The 16,261-nt window shown below is 68.8% G+C and carries 15 protein-coding genes, 1 tRNA gene and 2 pseudogenes; 10 read left to right on the top strand and 8 right to left on the bottom strand.

The window, feature by feature from the left end; genetic code table 11:
* Window positions 1-110 precede the first annotated feature (110 nt).
* Window positions 111-874, bottom strand: a pseudogene (locus ACFT32_RS43400) (IS5 family transposase).
* 232 nt (window positions 875-1,106) lie between these two features.
* Between ACFT32_RS43400 and ACFT32_RS43395 the strand changes: the two are divergent.
* The 3 genes and pseudogenes from ACFT32_RS43395 to ACFT32_RS43385 all read left to right on the top strand — a co-directional run bounded on the left by ACFT32_RS43395 (window position 1,107) and on the right by ACFT32_RS43385 (window position 3,346).
* Window positions 1,107-1,283, top strand: coding sequence for a hypothetical protein (locus ACFT32_RS43395; protein WP_382500249.1), 177 nt, complete (start codon window positions 1,107-1,109; stop codon window positions 1,281-1,283).
* Window positions 1,284-1,534: 251 nt separating this feature from the next.
* Window positions 1,535-2,113 (top strand): annotated as a pseudogene (locus tag ACFT32_RS43390) (tyrosine-type recombinase/integrase); the annotation flags it as partial.
* A 111-nt stretch (window positions 2,114-2,224) separates the two neighbouring features.
* Complete coding sequence (locus ACFT32_RS43385) at window positions 2,225-3,346, top strand: hypothetical protein (protein WP_382500248.1); 1,122 nt, start codon at window positions 2,225-2,227, stop codon at window positions 3,344-3,346.
* Window positions 3,347-3,533: 187 nt separating this feature from the next.
* Here ACFT32_RS43385 and ACFT32_RS43380 read toward each other — a convergent pair.
* Window positions 3,534-3,605 (bottom strand) — tRNA-Cys (locus ACFT32_RS43380).
* A 222-nt stretch (window positions 3,606-3,827) separates the two neighbouring features.
* On the opposite strand from ACFT32_RS43380, the gene ACFT32_RS43375 reads away from it, so the two are divergent.
* The 6 genes from ACFT32_RS43375 (at window position 3,828) to ACFT32_RS43350 (ending at window position 9,749) form a co-directional block, all read left to right on the top strand.
* Window positions 3,828-5,273, top strand: a complete 1,446-nt coding sequence (locus ACFT32_RS43375; RefSeq protein WP_382500246.1) for an MFS transporter — start codon at window positions 3,828-3,830, stop codon at window positions 5,271-5,273.
* An 85-nt stretch (window positions 5,274-5,358) separates the two neighbouring features.
* On the top strand, window positions 5,359-5,559 hold the full coding sequence (locus ACFT32_RS43370; protein ID WP_382500244.1) for a hypothetical protein: 201 nt from the start codon (window positions 5,359-5,361) through the stop codon (window positions 5,557-5,559).
* Window positions 5,556-5,942: a type II toxin-antitoxin system death-on-curing family toxin gene (locus ACFT32_RS43365; RefSeq protein WP_382500242.1), complete on the top strand. Its 387-nt coding sequence runs from the start codon at window positions 5,556-5,558 to the stop codon at window positions 5,940-5,942. The genes ACFT32_RS43370 and ACFT32_RS43365 overlap by 4 nt, the downstream gene beginning before the upstream one ends.
* 138 nt (window positions 5,943-6,080) lie before the next feature.
* The gene (locus tag ACFT32_RS43360; protein WP_382500240.1) at window positions 6,081-7,880 is read left to right on the top strand and encodes a DEAD/DEAH box helicase; all 1,800 of its coding nucleotides are present in this window, start codon (window positions 6,081-6,083) and stop codon (window positions 7,878-7,880) included.
* A gap of 349 nt (window positions 7,881-8,229) precedes the next feature.
* Complete coding sequence (locus ACFT32_RS43355) at window positions 8,230-8,871, top strand: IclR family transcriptional regulator (protein ID WP_382500238.1); 642 nt, start codon at window positions 8,230-8,232, stop codon at window positions 8,869-8,871.
* 86 nt (window positions 8,872-8,957) lie between these two features.
* Entirely contained in the window at window positions 8,958-9,749 is a 792-nt protein-coding gene (locus ACFT32_RS43350) for a S16 family serine protease (protein WP_382500236.1), read from the top strand.
* Between the two features lie 174 nt (window positions 9,750-9,923).
* Here the strand turns inward: ACFT32_RS43350 and ACFT32_RS43345 are convergent, their stop codons facing one another.
* From ACFT32_RS43345 to ACFT32_RS43320, 6 genes are read right to left on the bottom strand one after another with little or no spacing between them, the layout of a single operon-like run.
* Window positions 9,924-10,508, bottom strand: coding sequence for an ArsR/SmtB family transcription factor (locus ACFT32_RS43345; RefSeq protein WP_382500233.1), 585 nt, complete (start codon window positions 10,506-10,508; stop codon window positions 9,924-9,926).
* Window positions 10,509-10,567: 59 nt separating this feature from the next.
* The gene (locus ACFT32_RS43340; RefSeq protein ID WP_382500231.1) at window positions 10,568-11,530 is read right to left on the bottom strand and encodes a glycine betaine ABC transporter substrate-binding protein; all 963 of its coding nucleotides are present in this window, start codon (window positions 11,528-11,530) and stop codon (window positions 10,568-10,570) included.
* Entirely contained in the window at window positions 11,527-12,348 is an 822-nt protein-coding gene (locus ACFT32_RS43335; RefSeq protein WP_382500228.1) for an ABC transporter permease, read from the bottom strand. Before ACFT32_RS43335 ends, ACFT32_RS43340 begins: the two co-directional genes overlap by 4 nt.
* A complete protein-coding gene (locus ACFT32_RS43330) occupies window positions 12,345-13,634 on the bottom strand; it encodes a betaine/proline/choline family ABC transporter ATP-binding protein (RefSeq protein ID WP_382500226.1) in 1,290 nt (429 codons plus the stop codon). The genes ACFT32_RS43335 and ACFT32_RS43330 overlap by 4 nt, the downstream gene beginning before the upstream one ends.
* Window positions 13,627-14,274 carry an ABC transporter permease gene (locus ACFT32_RS43325; RefSeq protein ID WP_382500224.1) on the bottom strand — a complete coding sequence of 216 codons (648 nt, stop codon included), beginning with the start codon at window positions 14,272-14,274 and terminating at the stop codon, window positions 13,627-13,629. Before ACFT32_RS43325 ends, ACFT32_RS43330 begins: the two co-directional genes overlap by 8 nt.
* 18 nt (window positions 14,275-14,292) lie before the next feature.
* Window positions 14,293-14,763, bottom strand: coding sequence for an Lrp/AsnC family transcriptional regulator (locus tag ACFT32_RS43320; RefSeq protein WP_382500221.1), 471 nt, complete (start codon window positions 14,761-14,763; stop codon window positions 14,293-14,295).
* 123 nt (window positions 14,764-14,886) lie between these two features.
* On the opposite strand from ACFT32_RS43320, the gene hppD reads away from it, so the two are divergent.
* Entirely contained in the window at window positions 14,887-16,032 is a 1,146-nt protein-coding gene (hppD, locus tag ACFT32_RS43315) for a 4-hydroxyphenylpyruvate dioxygenase (RefSeq protein ID WP_382500219.1), read from the top strand.
* Window positions 16,033-16,261: the final 229 nt, after the last annotated feature.

The following is a 16,261-nucleotide window of genomic DNA, read 5'->3' as shown; positions in this document are numbered from 1 at the left end:
GAACGGCTCGATCACCGCCCACGACTCATCAGTCAGCTCATGACGACGCACCACGAACCAACCAACGACGCCGCCACTTTGCGGACACGACCTAGGTCGTGTCCGCAAAGTCAGGGCAGCCAGAGTTGTAGGCAGGCGATGGTGACCAGGGCTTTGTAGTGGCGGGCGAGTTTGTCGTAGCGGGTGGCCAGGGCTTTGTTGTGCTTGAGCTTGTTGAAGCAGCGTTCGACGACGTTGCGGCGCCGGTAGGCGGTCCGGTCGAGCCGGCAGCGGCTCTCGCCGCGCCGGATGCGGCCGTTGATCTGGTCGATCCGTTCCGGGATCGCGGCCTTGATGCCTCGTCTACGCAGGTAGGAGCGAATCTTCGTGGACGAGTAGCCCTTGTCGGCAACGACCTGTCCGGGCCGGGTCCTGGGCCGCCCGGGCCCGCACCGGCCGACGCTGATGCGGGCCATGACCTGCTCGAACTGGGTGCAGTCGTTGACGTTCCCGCCGGTGATCGTGAAGGCCAGCGGGAGGCCCTGCCCGTCGCAGGCGAGGTGGATCTTCGTGGTCAGCCCGCCGCGGGACCGGCCGATCGCCTCGCCCGGGCAGAGCCCCCTTTTCGGGCCCCGGCCGCGTGCTGGTGAGCCCGCACGGTTGTGGAGTCCACGCACACCACCGTCCAGTCGACAGCACCGACGGCGTCAGAGCGCTGTTGGACGTGGGCCAGCAGCCGCTCCCAGGTGCCGTCGGCCGACCAGCGGCGGAAGCGTTCGTAGACCGTTTTCCACGGGCCGTAGCGTTCGGGCAGGTCGCGCCAGGCCGCCCCGGTGGACAGCTTCCACAGGACCCCGTTGACCACCTGACGACGATCCCGCACCGGACGGCCCATTCGGGGCGGGGCGAGCAACGGCTCGATCACCGCCCACGACTCATCGGTCAGCTCATGACGACGCACCACGAACAGACCAACGCACCAACCACTTTGCGGACACGACCTAGCACCTGACGCGCCTCCTCGTGCCACTGGGAGGGAGCGAGGCTGGCGTGATCTGAGGCTTGGCCGAGCTCCGACAGGGGGGGGAGGCAGCAAAGATCCCTGGAGAAGCTGGGGAGGGACACGGATGCCGAATCAGAGCGCCTACGGGAGCTACGCGGAGGGCAAGGCAGACGCGGCGGCGGGCCGGACGGGCGACGAGTACCGAACCGACGCCATCGGGGAAGGCCTCGCTGCCGTCGCCTACGCCCTGCTCGACGTCGCCGCCACGATCCGTCAGAACACCGAGGCGCGGCAGCAATAGCAACGGTGGCAGGGTCTGACGGCGTACAGGAAGAGAAGCGGTGACCACGCCGTGCGAGCGCCAGATGGGGGGCCACCCGCTTTACGGGAGCGGGTGGCCCTCAACACGCTTTCCAACTGTCCGTATGGCCGTCAGGGGCGTCCATACGAGCGCAGAGGCCAGGTCAGACGGGGAGTGCGTACGGCGGTGATCGTTGGTGCACTGGACAAAGACCAAGATAACGAGCGGCTTGAAGGCAAGGCTGAGCCAGCAGATTTGGGGAAGTGCTCGGTCTGAGGTGGGAGGACGTGGACCTTGACGGTGGGTTCCTTGTGGTCCGGCGTAGTCGACACCGGCCGCAGTACGCTCGCGGGTGCGCGGAGCCCTGCGGACGCAAGGCGGCCGGGTACTGCCCGCAAAGGCGACGAACCAACCCGGCGTTGTCCACCAGCAAGTCCCGCGCTGGCCGCCGCGCGGTCGGTCTCCCCGAACAGCTCGTCGACCTACTCCGTGCCCACCTCAAGGCACAGGAAGGGGAGCGGGTGGCGGCCGGCAAGCACTGGGAGGAGAACAGGTTGGTCTTCCCGGACGAACACGGGCGTAGTCCGTCCCACCGCCGGGACTGGGCCGAGTGGAAGGCCCTTCTGGCCGAGGCAAAGGTTCGGGATGGGCGTCTGCACGATGCGCGCCACACGGCTGCGACGGTGTTGCTCATCCTTGGCGTTCCTGAGCGAGCCGTCATGGGCCTCATGGGGTGGTCGACGACAGCGATGGCCGCCCGATATCAACACATGGTGGACGCAGTTCGGACCGACATCGCGCGGCAGCTAGATGGGTTGATCTGGGAGTGAGGGCGTGGCCAGTGCGCCAAACCTGGCGCACTGAGGCACGTTCCCTTTCCATCAGAGTCTTCTGGCTAGGATGTCGCGGAGCATGGGTAGCTGGTCGAGGGGGGTAGAAAGTTGGAGTGGAAGGAAACAGCTACACGTCTCATTTTCGGTCTTGTAGCCTTGCCGGTGGCAACGGGGCTTTTCGCGTTCATACTTATCCGCACTGCTCGCCTGTATCGGCCATGGCGTAAAAAACATCAGCCGCATTCTCTCGCTAAGTCGCTCAGGGTAGAGAGTGCATTGCGGGAGAATCCGAGAAAAGCTGTAACTGCCGCAAGATATTTTGAGGTCAGAACTGCTCTGCAATTGCGGGAAGTGCAACAGCATTATCGATTGCAGGCGAAAGTGCGTGAAAAGGTAAGGGGGTGGTCTCTAGCTTTCGCCGCCATCTCGACGCTCCTTCTTGAGCTTTCGCTCTTCTCGTTGTCTGCCATTGAAGAGGATGACCCGTGGCGGCTGGCTCCGATCTCTGTCGGGGGGTTCATTTCTTTCCTGATCTTTTTCTTTATGACCCGTTCCGCTGCTCTTGTGCTCATGAGGGAGGAAGGGTTCGGATGGGCGTACGTTCTCGCTGTTCGCTGCCTTGCTCTGTGTGCTGAGTTGCCCCGGGGAAGGTCGACTCCGCTAGCCTTGGATCAAGAGGCGTCAGCACTAAGCAAGGCCCTTGGAAGCTTTGCGCTTGTGGGCTATCCGGGAATGACAGGCCAGCGGAAGAAGGATGTGCAACAGCATGTCTTGCAAGTGCAGCAGGCGCTCCACTCGGCCAGTGCGGAGGTGCTTAAGCGGGGTGCGCCTGCCTGCAAAGAGTTCGCACAGGTAATCGGAGTCCTCGTGGCTCGACTTGCTGAACAGCGATGGCAGGGCTTGCTTGACGAAGACCAGCTTGTGGAAAATGATGCTGTCTTGGCGCACTCGATCCCTGAAGGCCGCCGTAAAGATGCTTGGATCGTTATCGTCGGTGCTTCCGTTGCGGCAGTATTTGTCGCCGTTGCGACAAGCCTTGGGGTTCCTCCTACCGCGACAGTTCCCGCCGCGCTGGTATTTCTAATTGGTCCAGCTGCCCTCTGGGGTAGTAAAAGCCTTGGGTTCAATCATCGTTCCCTGATGCGTTCGTCGACAGACAGCCTGGTGCAGCAGTCTCAGCAACCTGGCGGACCGTCGCCAAGCGGCCAAGCGGGAGGCGCTGCCCCATGATCCGCGGCTCTCTGTGTGGCGCCGGGGGGCTGTTGCGCCACGACGCTGGAGCGCCTTTCATCTGTTTCCCTTGTGCGCCTGAGTTGTATCTGTAGGACGCTACTGAGACGGCTACTGAGACGGAAGACCGAACGGGCGGCACCCCTGGAGGGTGCCGCCCGTTCGTCTTGCCTGGTCAAGGCACCAGAGGCCGTGGCGGGATTCGAACCCACGTAACTCGCTTTGCAGGCGAGCCCCTGAACCACTCGGGCACACGGCCGGGGCGAGGAGGACCTGATCGGCACCGGCCGTGTTCCAACTCGATGTCCTGACAGTAGGCCGGTGGGGAAGCGGTGCTCAAGGGCATCGGGTGTGCCGCAACGGGACTGCCATACGGCGTTCACAGAGCGGGGGTCGGGCCAGGGGCGTACGACCAAGGTCGGGGTGGTCGGCCGTCTCGCGACAGGGGTCAACGGGCCCTGTGGAACTTACGCTGGCGGGCATGACCGTCCCCAAGCCGAGTGACCCAGAGGTCGTAGACGCCACCGCCGCCCCCTCGGTCGCCGAGGTGGAGGAGACCGTGCTGGGGCGGGCCTACCGCGCGTTGAGCGTCGGGATCGTCTCCGTCGTGCTGCTCATCGCCTTCGAGGCGACGGCCGTGGGGACGGCGATGCCGGTCGCGGCGCGGGAGCTGGACGGGGTGTCGCTGTACGCGTTCGCGTTCTCCGGGTACTTCACGACCAGTCTGTTCGGGATGGTGCTCGCGGGGCAGTGGTCCGATCTGCGGGGGCCCCTCGGGCCGTTGGCGGTCGGCATCTCCTCCTTCGGGGCCGGGCTGCTGCTGTCGGGGACGGCCGGGGTGATGTGGCTGTTCATCCTGGGACGGGCCGTGCAGGGGCTCGGCGGCGGGCTGGTGATCGTCGCGCTGTATGTCGTCGTCGGGCGGGCCTATCCGGAGCGGCTGCGGCCGGCGATCATGGCGGCGTTCGCGGCGAGCTGGGTCGTACCGTCGATCGTCGGTCCGCTCGCCGCCGGCACGGTGACGGAACAGCTGGGCTGGCGCTGGGTGTTCGTCGGGATTCCGGTGCTCGTCGTCTTTCCGCTGGCGCTCGCGCTGCCGCAGATACGGCGCCGGGCCGCCGGTCCGGTCGGTGAGGCGGTCTCGAAGTCCTTCGACCGTCGGCGGATTCGTCTCGCCCTGGCCATCTCCCTCGGCGCGGGGCTGCTCCAGTACGCCGCCCAGGACCTGCGTCCTCTCTCCATCCTGCCCGGTGCCATGGGCGTGGCCCTGCTGGTGCCCGCCGTGCTCGGGCTGTTGCCGAGGGGTACCTATCGGGCTGCCCGAGGATTGCCCTCCGTCGTACTGCTGCGCGGTGTCGCCGCGGGGTCCTTCATCGCCGCGGAGTCCTTCGTGCCGCTGATGCTCGTGACCCAGCGCGGGCTCAGTCCGACACTGGCCGGGTTCTCGCTCGCCGCGGGCGGCGGGACATGGGCGCTGGGCTCCTGGGTGCAGTCGCGGTCGCGGTTCGAGCCGTACCGGGAGCGGTTGACGACCGTCGGGATGCTGCTGGTGGCGGCGGCCATCGCCACGGCGCCGAGTGTGCTGATCGACTCCGTGCCCGTCTGGACCCTGGCCGTCGCCTGGGCCTTCGGCTGCCTCGGCATGGGGCTCGTCATCTCCTCCACGAGCGTGCTCCTGCTCCAGCTCTCGGCCCCGTCGGAAGCCGGCTCCAACTCCGCCGCCCTGCAGATCTCCGACGGCCTCTCCAACGTCGTCCTCCTGTCCGCCGGGGGAGCCGCCTTCGCCGCCCTCGGCGGAGGCACGGTGAGCCACACGGCCGCGCACGCCTCCGGCTCACATCCGACCGCCTTCGCCGCGGTGTTCCTGCCGATGGCGGCGGTGGCGTTGGTGGGGGCCTGGGTGACGACTCGGCTACGGGAGCGGTGAGGCCCCCTTCGCATGTGGGCTGTTGGGGCCGGGGCGAGTCGTAAAGCATTCGCCGGTTCCCGGCGTGCTCCCTATCGTCACCGGCATGACCGACTTCACCATCCCCCTCCCGTCGCACGTCCGGCAGGAGCTCGACGACCTCGCGGACGCCACCGGCCGTCTCCCCGAGGACATCGCGCTCGACGCCGTACTGCACCGGCTGGCGCGGGAGTCGTCGGCGGTGCGGGGCACGGCGGAGTCGCTCGCCGACGCGCACGCCGAGCTGTTGCGGAGGCTCGGCGAATGACCAGGCACCTCACCGTCGCGGAGGTCACGTCGATCGCTCGCATCGCCTTCGGCGGGGGAGGCGACGGGCCCGCCCCCGAAGTGCGGGAGACCGGACTGCTGGTCTCCGCCGTGCACCGCCCGCGCGCCCGGATGTTCGGCACGGCGGCCTACGACGACCTGCACGAACAGGCGGCCGCGCTGTTGCACGCCATCGCGACGAACCATCCCCTCGTCGACGGGAACAAGCGCACGGCCTGGCTGGCCGCCGCGACGTTCCTCGGTGTCAACGGCGTCGACCTCACCGGCTGCGACCAGGACACCGCCTACGACCTGGTCATCGATGTGGCCTCCGGGGACGAGAGCGACATCTCCGTGATCGCGGGGCGGTTGAGGGAGCTGTGACGTGGATCCCACCCTGGGGTGGTCCGGGGTTGTCCGCGCGTTGACGGGGGCGGGCCGCCGGTAGGGTGGCCCGGTTGTCATACGTAGCCGAGCCGTTTGGCTCGCTTGGACGAGCCGCCCGACCCCCTTACGGAGACCGTGACTACCACCGCCGGCACCAGTTCTGCCTCGCACCACCTGTCCCCGGCGTTCCCCGGCCGCGCCCCCTGGGGTACCGCCAGCAAGCTGCGCGCCTGGCAGGAGGGCGCGATGGAGAAGTACATCCAGGAGCAGCCGCGGGACTTCCTGGCGGTCGCCACCCCCGGCGCCGGCAAGACGACCTTCGCGCTGACGCTGGCCTCCTGGATGCTGCACCACCATGTCGTCCAGCAGGTCACCGTCGTCGCGCCCACCGAGCACCTCAAGAAGCAGTGGGCGGAGGCGGCCGCGCGGATCGGCATCAAGCTGGATCCCGAGTACAGCGCGGGGCCGCTCGCCAAGGACTACCACGGGATCGCCGTGACGTATGCCGGTGTCGGTGTGCGGCCCATGCTGCACCGCAACCGGGTCGAGCAGCGCAAGACCCTCGTCATCCTTGATGAGATCCACCATGCCGGTGACAGCAAGTCGTGGGGCGAGGCCTGCCTGGAGGCATTCGAGCCCGCCACCCGCCGGCTCGCCCTGACCGGTACGCCTTTCCGGTCCGACACCAACCCCATCCCCTTCGTGACGTACGAGGAGGGGAACGACGGGATCCGGCGGTCCGCCGCCGACTACACCTACGGCTACGGCAACGCCCTCGCCGACAACGTCGTGCGGCCCGTCATCTTCCTCTCCTACAGCGGCAACATGCGCTGGCGCACCAAGGCCGGTGACGAGATCGCGGCACGGCTGGGCGAGCCGATGACCAAGGACGCCATCAGCCAGGCCTGGCGTACCGCCCTCGATCCGCGCGGCGAGTGGATGCCCTCCGTGCTGCGCGCCGCCGACCAGCGGCTGACCGAGGTGCGGAAGGCCATCCCGGACGCCGGTGCGCTCGTCATCGCCGCGGACCAGGACTCCGCGCGCGCCTACGCCAAGCTGATCCGTGAGATCACCGGCAGCAAGGCCACGGTCGTACTCTCCGACGACACCGGCGCCTCGAAGAACATCGACGACTTCAGTGCGAGCACCGACCGGTGGATGGTCGCGGTGCGGATGGTGTCCGAGGGTGTGGACGTGCCGCGGCTCGCGGTCGGCGTGTACGCCACGACCATCTCGACGCCTCTCTTCTTCGCCCAGGCCGTGGGCCGTTTCGTGCGGTCCCGGCGGCGCGGCGAGACGGCCTCCGTGTTCCTGCCGACCGTGCCCGACCTGCTCTCCTTCGCCAACGAGATGGAGCGCGAGCGCGACCACGTCCTCGACAAGCCCAAGAAGCAGGGCGAGGAAGACCCGTACACCGAGTCCGAGAAGGAGATGGACGAGGCGAACAGGGAGCAGGACGAGGACACCGGCGAGCAGGAGCAGTTCTCCTTCGAGGCGCTGGAGTCCGAGGCCGTCTTCGACCGGGTCATGTACAACGGCGCCGAGTTCGGCATGCAGGCCCACCCGGGCAGCGAGGAGGAGCAGGACTACCTCGGGATCCCGGGGCTGCTCGAGCCCGACCAGGTCCAGCTGCTGCTCCAGAAGCGTCAGGCCCGGCAGATCGCGCACAGCCGCAAGAAGCCGGACGAGGAAGCGGACCTGCTCGAAGTGCCCGCCGAGCGGCGGCCGGTGGTCTCCCACAAGGAGATGATGGAGCTGCGGCGGCAGCTCAACGGGCTGGTCGGCGCCTACGTCCACCAGAGCGGCAAGCCGCACGGGGTGATCCACACGGAGCTGCGGCGCGTGTGCGGGGGGCCTCCGGCGGCGGAGGCGACACCGGGGCAGCTGCGGCAGCGGATCGCCAAGGTGCAGGAGTGGGCGACCCGGATGAAGTGACGCCCTCGCCGGCATCGCCACGCCAGGTTCCGGTTGTGCGGGTGTCGTGTGTGCTCGGTGGGACGTCGCGAGGCTCCTGATGCGCGTATGAGGGCAAAGGGAGTCAGTTGCCCCTGGGCTGTGCCCGGATTCTGGACGGAGCCTTCCGCTCAGCGAACCCGCCCCGCTACTGTCCGGCTACGCATACGCCCCGTGGCAGCGCCGCCGCGGAGCGCAGCCGTGAAGCGACGCGGTCCGGACTGGCCGGGCCGCCGGCCGATCGGCGGCCTCTGAAGCGCGTTGCCGACGGGACTCGGTGACGCACCAGCCGCCAGAGGGCCGCCGACCTCACCACTAAGGAGTGGGCGTCGTGACCGCGGAGACCTCCCAGACGCTCGACAGAGGACTGCGGGTCCTCAAGCTGCTCGCCGACACGGACCACGGGCTGACCGTGACCGAGCTCTCCGTCCGGCTGGGCGTGAACCGGACCGTGGTGTACCGGTTGCTCGCCACCCTGGAACAGCACGCGCTCATACGCCGTGACCTGGGCGGACGTGCCCGTGTCGGGCTCGGCGTGCTCGGTCTGGGACGTCAGGTCCATCCGCTGGTCCGGGAGGCCGCGATGCCGGCGCTGCGGTCGCTGGCCGAGGACATCGGGGCCACGGCGCACCTGACCCTGGTCGACGGGGCGGACGCGCTCGCCGTGGCCGTGGTGGAGCCGACCTGGACCGACTATCACGTCGCCTACCGCGCCGGGTTCCGTCATCCCCTGGACCGCGGCGCCGCCGGAAAAGCGATCCTCGCGGCCCGGCAGCACCCGATGGCGGACCCTGGCTACACCCTCACGCACGGGGAGCTGGAGGCGGGCGCCTGTGGGGCGGCGGCGCCGCTGCTGGGCGTGACGGGCGTCGAGGGCAGTGTGGGTGTGGTCATGCTGGCCGACGTGGTGCCGGAGCGGGTGGGGGAGCGGGTCGTCGAGGCGGCGCGTGAGGTCGCGGAGGCGCTGCGCTGACCTCTGCCGTGTCTCCTGCGTGCCCCCTGGCAGGGTCCGGACGACCTGATCCGGGCCGGATCCCGCCCCCGAGTTAGATTGATCCCGTGTTCTCTCGTCTCACGCGCCCCCGGGCCATCGCCGTCTGTGCCCTGCCCGTCGCCGCCCTGTTCGCCACGGCGGCGTTCGCGCCACTGCCGTTCTCGGTGGCGCAGCCGGGGATGACGGCGAACGTGCTCGGGGAGAACAAGGGCGCCGAGGTGATCACCATCTCGGGCGCACCGGCCCGGGACACCCGCGGGCAGCTGCGTATGACGACCATCGAGGCGACCTCCCCGGACACCCGTGTCTCGCTCCCCGACGTCATCGACAGCTGGTTCCGCACCGACCAGGCGGTCATGCCACGCGACGCCGTCTATCCGAACGGGGACAGCGTCAAGGAGATCGAGCGGCACAACGAGGAGCAGATGAAGGAGTCCCAGGACGCGGCGACGCAGGCCGCGCTGGGCTACCTCGGTCTGAACGCCAAGGACGTCGAGGTGAGCCTGAAGCTCGCCGACGTGGGCGGGCCCAGCGCGGGGCTGCTCTTCTCCCTGGGGATCATCGACAAGCTCGACGGCGACGGCAGCGGCGGGGATCTCACGGGGGGCCGTGTCATCGCCGGTACGGGCACGATCGCCGCGGACGGCACGATCGGTGCGGTGGGGGGTGTCGCCCTCAAGACGCAGGCGGCGAAGCGTGATGGCGCGACGGTGTTCCTCGTCCCTAAGGCGGAGTGCGGGGATGCGCGGGCCGAGCTGCCGAAGGGCCTTCGGCTGATTCCGGTGACCACGCTGAAGAGCACGGTGAATTCGCTGGTGGCCCTGGAGACGGGCAAGGGGTCCGTGCCCAGCTGTTAATGGGCTGCTGCCGGCCGCGTGGCGAGCCGTAACCCGACCTCTACGAGGGTCCAGCCGAGGCGGGTCCGGAGGTGCTGAGCCGGCCTGGCTCTGACGGGCCGCGGGGCTCCGGCCTCGGCTCGGAGTTCGGCGGCGCGGGCTTGGTGCAGGGCGAGGTGGATGTCCGGGTGCATCTCAGTCCGTCCTGATCGGGAAGGCGTGGGTGTGGAATCGGACCTGCTCGGCGCCAGGGGCGTCCTCGGCGGGTGCGCGGTCGCGGTAGGAGTCGATCAGCGCGTGCATCTTCTCGACGAGCTCCCGCGTCAGCTCGGGTGTCAGTCGCAGCGTGGCGCTGCTCATGTCCCAGGCGTCGCTCCACTCCTCGGGCCATGAGTCACGGTTGCCCAGCCATGTCGACAGCTCCCGGGTCTGCGTGGTGGCGACCTCGTGGAGGTACAGGTCCGCAGCTCCGCGTACGGCCGGATCCGAGTCGCTGAGCAGGGCGTCGTCGAAGCGCAGGCCGTGGTGCACTGCCTGCCACCATCGCTCGCGCCCCTTGCCCCGCTCGGGGGCGTCCTCGACGAAGCCGTACTCCGCTAGTTGGCGCAGGTGGTAGCTGGTGGCACCGCTGGACTCGCCCAGTTTCCCGGCCAGTTGGGAGGCGGTGGCCGGGCCGCCGAAGCGCAGGGCGTCCAGCAGCTGCATGCGCAGGGGGTGTGCGAGTCCGCGTAGGGAACGGGCGTCGAGTTGCCGCACCTGAGGGTTCTGGGGTTCGGGCATGATGCAAAGGTATACTTGCAAAGGAACCCTTGCAACGGTTTCTTTGCAACTCCCTCTGATCACCCCTCCCTGACAAACCCCTCCTCCACCATCCAGTCCAACGCCACCTGATGCGGATCCTCCCCGTCCACATCCACCTTCCCGTTCAGCTCCCGCGCCACCGCGTTGTCCAGCTTCGCCGTGACCGGATCAAGCACCTCCGCGATCGCCGGCCACTCCTTCAACGTCTTCGTGTTGATCATCGGCGCGGCGTTGTAGTTGGGGAAGAACCTCTTGTCGTCGTCCATCACGGCGAGGTTCATCGAGTTGATGCGCCCGTCGGTGGTGTACACCTCCCCGTACGTGCAACTCCCCTTCGCCGCCTGGGTGTAGATGATCCCGGTGTCCATCTGCGTGATGTCCCGGGCCGGTACGTCCATGCCGTACGCCTTCTGCATGCCCGGCAGCCCGTCCGCCCGGTTGGCGAACTCGACCTCCACGCACAGCGACGCCGCCCCGGGGTCGGACTTCGCCAGTTTCGCCACGTCCGACAGGGTCTTCGTGCCGTACTTCTTCGCGTTCTCCTGGTTCATCGCCAGCGCGTACGTGTTGTTGAGCTCCGCGGGCTGCAGCCAGGTCACCCCGTTGCGGGCGTCCTCCTTCCGCACCGCCTCCCACTGCTCACGCGGGTCGGGGATGGGCTTGCTGTTGCCCAGGTACGTGATCCAGGCCGTGCCCGTGTACTCGTACCCGGCGTCCGCGTCGCCCTTGCGGACGGCCTCGCGGCTGCCGATGGAGCCCTGGATGCCGGTGCGGTCGATCACCTCCGCGCCGGCCGCCTCGAACGCGATGCCCATGATCGAGCCGAGGATCAGCTGCTCGGTGAACGACTTCGACGTCACCGTCAGCTGCGCCCCCTTCAGCGGCTCACCCCGGCCGATCGAGCCCGGCTTCACGTCATCGGTCATGGGGGACCCACTGGTCAGCCCACAGCCGGCGACCGCCACCAGCACCCCCACCCACCCACACCCCCGCCCCCTCATGACTGCAACCCCCGCGGCCGCAGCAACAACTCCGCGATCGACGCCAGCCAGTCCACCAGCAGCGCCAGCGCGACCGTGAGGATCGAACCCAGCACCAGCACCGGCATCCGCTGGTTGGTGATCCCGGTCGTGATCAGTACGCCCAGGCCGCCGCCCCCGCCGAAGACCGCCAGGGTCGCCGTACCGACGTTCAGGACCAGGGCCGTACGGACACCCGCGAGGATCAGCGGGACGGCCAGCGGCACTTCGACCCGGCGCAGCACGCCCAGCGGGGACATACCGATGCCGCGCGCCGCCTCCAGCAGGGTCGGGTCGTTCGCCTTGAGGCCGGTGATCGTGTTCGACAGCACCGGCAGGATGGCGTAGATGATCATGCCGATCAGGGCGGCCCTGCGGCCGATGCCCAGCCAGATGACGAGGAGCGCCAGCAGGCCGATCGCCGGGGTCGCCTGGCCCATGTTGGCGAACGCCATCGCCACCGGCGTGGCCTTGCTGAACGCCCGGCGGGTCAGCAGGATGCCCAGCGGGATGGCGATGATCAGCACGAAGAACGTGGAGATCACGGTCAGCTGGATGTGCTGCCACAGGGCCTTGGAGACCTGGCCGCCCGACAGGGCGTTCCGGGAGAGCGCGTCCAGATCGGCCTGCTGGAACCAGAGGTAGGTGGCGAGCAGCAAGGCCACCAGGGCGGCGGGCAGGACGGTCAGCTTCTGCCAGCTGATGCGTGGGGGCCGGGGGGCCGGCGGTCTCCGGGGCGCCTCGGCCTTCTCCTCGGCCGCCGGCTCGGACGGTACGTCCTTCACGTCGGGCGCGGTCACGCCTTCCGCTCCCCGCCGAAGCCGCCCACGCCCGCGACGCCGCCCGCGACCCCGCCGCCCACGACGCCGCCGCCCTCCTGCTCCGCGTGCGTCTGCGAGGCCCGCAGTGACTCCAGTTCGTGCTGGTGCTCCAGCGCGTCGAGCCGGTCGGCCTCCAGCAGGTCGTGCACGGAGTTGATCAGGGTCTCCATGTCGACGACGCCCGTGTACTCGCCGCGCCGTCCGGTCACCGCCACCCGCCCGGCGTTGTCGGTGAGCACCGCCTCCAGCGCGTCCCTGAGGGTCGCGTCCCGGGTGACCGTGTCGTGCACCGGCGTCCCGGCCCGGGCCAGCGAGCCCCGGGCCCGCATCAGGTCACCGCGCCTCAGCCACTTGTAGGGCCGGCCGCGCCGGTCGAGCAACAGGACCTCGTTGGTGCCGCCGGCCCGCAGCCGGTTGAAGATCTGCTGCAACGGGTCGTCGATCGTGACGGTCGGATAGTCGGTGACCTCGACGTCCCGTACGCGGGTGAGATTGAGCCGCTTCAGCGCCGCCCCGGCGCCCACGAACCCGGACACGAAGTCGTCCGCCGGGTTGGTGAGGATGGCCTCCGGCGTGTCGAACTGCGCGATGTGGGACCGCTCGCGCAGGACGGCGATCCGGTCGCCGATCTTGATCGCCTCGTCGAAGTCATGGGTGACGAAGACGATCGTCTTGTGCAGCTCGTGCTGCAGCCGGATCAGCTCGTCCTGGAGATGGTCCCGGGTGATCGGGTCCACCGCCCCGAACGGCTCGTCCATGAGCAGCACCGGGGGATCGGCGGCGAGGGCCCGTGCCACGCCCACGCGCTGCTGCTGACCGCCCGAGAGCTGGCGCGGGTAGCGGCCGTGGAACTCGCCGGGGTCGAGGCCCACCAGGTCGAGGAGTTCCTCGGTCCGCTCCTTGATCCGGTTCTTCGGCCAGCCGATCATCTTCGGCACGAGGGCGATGTTCTGCGCGACCGTCATGTGCGGGAAGAGACCGGCCGACTGGATGGCGTAGCCGACCTTGCGGCGCAGCTTGACCGGGTCCATGTCGGTGACGTCCTCACCGCCGATGCGGATCCGGCCGCCGGTCGGCTCGATCAACCTGTTGATCATCTTGAGCGTGGTCGACTTACCGCAGCCCGAGGGACCGACGAGGATGACGACCTCGCCCGCCTTGATCTCCATGCTCACGTTGTCCACGGCAGGCTGCGCGCTGCCGGGGAAGAGCTTGGTCAGGCTCTCCAGCTCGATGGAGGCCCCGTGGTCGCCGGACTCAGGCACGGATCCCCCTGGGAATGGTCAGCCGTCCGATCAGGACGTACGCGGCGTCGAACAGCAGCGCCAGGACGATGATGCCGAGCGTGCCCGCGAGGACCTGGTTGAGCGCGTTCGCGCTGCCCAGCGAGGCCAGGCCGCGGAAGATGACGTTGCCGAGGCCGGGGCCGGAGGCGTACGCCGCGATGGCCGCGATGCCCATCAGCATCTGGGTGGAGACCCGGATCCCGGTCAGGATCGGCGGCCAGGCCAGCGGCAGCTCGATCCGCAGCAGCCGGGCCGGCCGGGACATCCCGATGCCCGTGGCCGCGTCCACCAGGGACGGGTCGACCCCGCGCAGGCCGACGATGGCGTTGCGGACGACCGGCAGCAGCCCGTACAGCGTCAGGGCGATCACCGTGGGCGGCACGCCGAGACCCACGATCGGGATGAGCAGACCGATCAGGGCCAGCGCCGGGACGGTCAGGATGGTCGCGGTGGTCGTGGTCGCGAGGTTCCCGGCCCACTCGCTGCTGTAGGAGACCACGCCGATCAGCACCCCGATCAGGGTCGCCACGACCATGCACTGGAAGACGACGCTCGCGTGCTGGTAGGCGTCCGTGAGCAGCTGCTCTTTCCGGGTGCCCAGATACTCCAAGAAGTTCACACGCGCTCACCCCATGACTCAGGTCTCCTCCGCTGCCTGCTCCACCAGCGGGATGATCCGCAGCGGAACGGGGTTCTCCATGACGATCGCCGTGGAGGCCCGGACGATGCCATCAAAACCGACGACCCGGTCGATCACACGCTGAAGATCGGCGTTGGAGCGGGCCACGAGGCGGCACAGCATGTCCCCGCTGCCGGTGGTGGTGTGCAGCTCCAGCACCTCCGGCACGGTCGCCAAGTGGGCCCGTACGTCGGGCCCTTGGCCCTGCCGGATCTGGAGCGTCGCGAACGCCGTGACCGGGTAGCCGAGCGCCGCCGGATCCACCTGCGGACCGAAGCCGCGGATGACTCCGTTCGACTGAAGCCGGTCGAGGCGGGCCTGCGCCGTGCCCCGGGCCACCCCCAGCCGCCGGGACATCTCCAGCACCCCGATCCGCGGCTCCCGGGCCAGCAGCAGGATGATCCGGCCGTCCAGATGATCGATCGCCACAGCAGCCTTTCGGGGTGGTCATCCTGTACAGAAGGGCCGATGACACGGCCGTATTGCTGAACAGGTTGCCCAGCGGAAACGCAAACTATTGCGCACCTTGCCGAGCGGGGAGACCCTGCGGCTATGACGCAGACCACACACCACACTCCCGACACCGCCCGGCAGGCCGACCCCTTCCCGGTCAAGGGAATGGACGCGGTCGTCTTCGCCGTGGGCAACGCCAAGCAGGCGGCGCACTACTACTCCACCGCCTTCGGCATGAAGCTGGTCGCCTACTCCGGACCGGAGAACGGCAACCGCGAGACCGCTGCGTACGTTCTGGAGAACGGCTCCGCCCGCTTCGTCCTCACCTCGGTCATCAAGCCCACGAGCGACTGGGGCCGCTTCCTCGCCCGGCACGTGGCCGAGCACGGCGACGGCGTCGTCGACCTCGCCATCGAGGTGCCGGACGCACGCGCCGCCTACGCCTACGCGCTCGAGCACGGCGCCCGCTCGGTCACCGAGCCCTACGAGCGGAAGGACGAGCACGGCACGGTCGTCCTGGCCGCCATCGCCACCTACGGCGAGACCCGCCACACCCTCGTCGAGCGCTCCGGCTACGAAGGCCCCTACCTGCCCGGCTACGTGGCGGCCCAGCCGATGGTCGAACCGCCCGCCCAGCGCACCTTCCAGGCGATCGACCACTGCGTCGGCAACGTCGAGCTCGGCCGGATGAACGAGTGGGTCGGCTTCTACAACAAGGTCATGGGCTTCACGAACATGAAGGAGTTCGTGGGCGACGACATCGCCACCGAGTACAGCGCGCTGATGTCGAAGGTCGTCGCCGACGGCACGCTCAAGGTCAAGTTCCCGATCAACGAGCCGGCCATCGCCAAGAAGAAGTCCCAGATCGACGAGTACCTGGAGTTCTACGGCGGCGCGGGCGTGCAGCACATCGCGCTCAACACCAACGACATCGTGCAGACGGTCCGCACCATGCGCGCGGCCGGTGTCGAGTTCCTGAACACGCCCGACTCCTACTACGACACGCTGGGGGAGTGGGTCGGCGAGACCCGCGTCCCGATCGACACTCTGCGCGAGCTGAAGATCCTCGCCGACCGCGACGAGGACGGCTATCTGCTGCAGATCTTCACCAAGCCGGTCCAGGACCGTCCGACCGTCTTCTTCGAGATCATCGAGCGCCACGGCTCGATGGGCTTCGGCAAGGGCAACTTCAAGGCCCTGTTCGAGGCGATCGAGCGGGAGCAGGCCCGCCGCGGCAACCTGTAGCCCGATCGCCGGCCCGGGCCGTGCGGGTGTCCGGGGGCACCCGCACGGCCCGGGCTGCTCCGCATCGGCCCCCGGGCTCGCGGCCCGCTCGGCCGGGGCGTGCGCGCCCGCCGCCGCGCCCGCCGCCGCGCCCGCCGGGGCCGTCATCGACGCCCCGTCCCGTTTCCAGCCACGCGTGGACGAGGTGTTCGTCGCGGGTGAGCAGGGCTTCCTCCACCGGGAGGAGGGC

The organism is Streptomyces sp. NPDC057002 (genome assembly GCF_042673825.1).
Taxonomy (GTDB): Bacteria; Actinomycetota; Actinomycetes; order Streptomycetales; family Streptomycetaceae; genus Streptomyces.
Note: the sequence above shows the minus strand (reverse complement) of the source record. Positions and strands in the feature narration are given on the sequence as shown.